This is a genomic window from Streptomyces sp. DT224, assembly GCF_049844595.1.
In the GTDB taxonomy this organism is placed as follows: Bacteria; Actinomycetota; Actinomycetes; order Streptomycetales; family Streptomycetaceae; genus Streptomyces.
The window spans coordinates 1-2,202 of the sequence record NZ_JBNCLI010000030.1 but is presented as its reverse complement, the minus strand read 5'-3'; the positions used below and the strand labels follow the sequence as shown (position 1 = coordinate 2,202).

2 protein-coding genes are annotated in these 2,202 nt (G+C 66.5%); one reads left to right on the top strand and one right to left on the bottom strand.

The genetic code is table 11. The features are described from left to right. The first annotated feature begins 394 nt into the window (after positions 1-394). On the top strand, positions 395-1,225 hold the full coding sequence (locus ACLQ2N_RS35865) for a hypothetical protein (RefSeq protein WP_425819974.1): 831 nt from the start codon (positions 395-397) through the stop codon (positions 1,223-1,225). Positions 1,226-1,309: 84 nt separating this feature from the next. Here the strand turns inward: ACLQ2N_RS35865 and ACLQ2N_RS35860 are convergent. Then, a protein-coding gene (locus ACLQ2N_RS35860; protein ID WP_425819972.1) for an IS5 family transposase occupies positions 1,310-2,127 on the bottom strand; the annotation gives its coding sequence in 2 pieces (ribosomal slippage) (positions 1,310-1,807 and positions 1,810-2,127; 816 coding nt in all). Between the last annotated feature and the right edge of the window lie 75 nt (positions 2,128-2,202).

The following is a 2,202-nucleotide window of genomic DNA, read 5'->3' as shown; positions in this document are numbered from 1 at the left end:
AGAACTCGTAACAAGATCTTGTCGATTGGCCCTGGTCGGGGGTGACCGATGTAATGATCCGGCCGGTGGCGTCGTGTGATTACTCGGTGCCGCCTGAGCGATCGACCTGATGGGTGGTTTTGATCTGCACTAGTGTCAGTGGCTGCTGGCAGTATCACCCGCTATGAAGATCACGCGTACTACGCCGCCGCGGCCGCTCGACGTGACCGCGCTCTTTCCCCAGCTGGCCCCGCTGGCCCGTACGGCAACCCGGTTGCACCCGGTTCCTGCATGCCCGTCCCCGCGTCACAGCTCGGTCGGCGGTCCGCTACTGTGGCCCGCCGATGAGCCCTGGCCGCACTGCGACGGTCCGCACGAGTGGGACGCAAAGAAACCGCTCAGACCGCTTGCGGACTTGAGACTGCTGCGCCGGATCCGGGCCGCCGCGCGGGGTCGCGACTTCACCCCGCAGGAACGGGAGGCCCTCGCCCGCATCGAGCCCCCGAGGACCTATCCGAGACCGAAACCGAGCCGTCAGCCCTACGACGGGGCGATAGCCCTGTTGCCGCTGGCCCAGTTCTACACGCGGGACATCCCGGACCTGCGCACGCCCGCCGGCACGGATCTACTCCAAGTGCTGTGGTGTCCTTTCGACCATCCTCCGAAAAGCTACATGCCCAGGACCGTGCTGTTCTGGCGGTCCGCAGCCGAGGTCACCAGCTTCCTCACCGCGCCCCCGGAGCCGCCCACGGTGCAGTTCGACGGCTACCTGCCCGAGCCGTGCCTGCTCCTCCCGGAGCAGATCACCGAGTACCCCCACCCCTCGGAGCTGAGCCCGGACATCTTGAGCATGCTCAACGACTGGGGCAGATGGGAGAACGCCGGAGACACGGTGGACAGCCGCTATGCCTCGTACCCGGCGGAGTTCTACGGGATCAACCTCTCCGTGGCGCCGGGCTGGAAAGTTGGCGGCTTGCCCTCCTGGGGCCTGACCGACCCGATCCCCCAGTCCTGCCTCACATGCGACACCACGATGACCCCCCTGCTGACCATCCCCTCGCACGAATGGGGCAGCAGCGACCGCACCTGGATCCCGTACGAACTGCAAGAGCCAGAGATTCCCACCAGGGGCGGTGCCCCTCGGCCCAATCAGCCCGCCGCCATCCAGATCGCCCGCGGCTACAAGCAACAGCTCTACATCTGCCCAGCCTCACCCGAGCATCCCCACACCGAGCTGATGCAGTAGACGCCCCAACAGCGGCCCACCACACGTGGTCTGGATCTGCCGCACGACCGTGTGCCAGCTTGACCTGCCCCACCATGCGAGCTCCTAACGTGATCTTGACGCGGCCTTCTTGAGGCGCCTCCAGCAGATGAGGCTGCAGCCCAACGAGACGAAGGCGTCGTGGAGCTCAGTTCGGCGTTCCCAGCGGACTGCGAGGCGTTTGAAGTGGTGGAGCAGGGCGAAGGTCTGCTCCACGACGTAGCGGAGCTTGCCGATGCCCTTGATGTTCGGTGATCCCTTGCGGGAGATGACGGGCAGGATCCGCCGGTGACGGAGCTCGTCGCGGTGTGCGTTGGAGTCGTAGCCCTTATCGCCGAGCAGGGCTTCGGGCCGTGTGCGGGGCCGGCCTGGACGGCCCGCGACGGGAGGGATCCCGTCGACCAGGGCGAGGGTCTGGGTGACGTCGTTGACGTTGGCCGCGCTCGTGATGACTTTGAGCGGGGTGCCGCGTCCGTCGCAGATCAGGTGGTGTTTGCTGCCCGTTTTCCGCCGGTCGACCGGCGACGGACCGGTGTCGGGCCCCCCTTTTTCGCGCGGATGTGGGAGCCGTCCACGCACGCCCGTGACCAGTCGAGTTCGCCGGCCGCGTTCAGCTCCGCGAGCAGGACTCGGTGCAGCCGGTCGAAGACCCCTGCTCTCTGCCACCGGTCCAGACGCCGCCAGCACGTCTGTCCCGAGCCGAACCCCAGCTCCATCGGCAGGAGTTGCCAGGCTATGTCGTTGTAGAGGACGAACAGAATGCCCTGCAGGCAGAGCCGGTCCGACACCGGCCGCGGCCCGGGCGACCGCTCTGGCCACGGCGGCAGCAACGGTTCGATCAGAGCCCACAACCCATCGTCCAAGATCCACGGTCGAGTACCCACACCTCACGAACGGCCGAATCATCACACCGGTCACGGCCTACCAGGCCGTTTCAACAAGATCTTGTTACGAGCTCT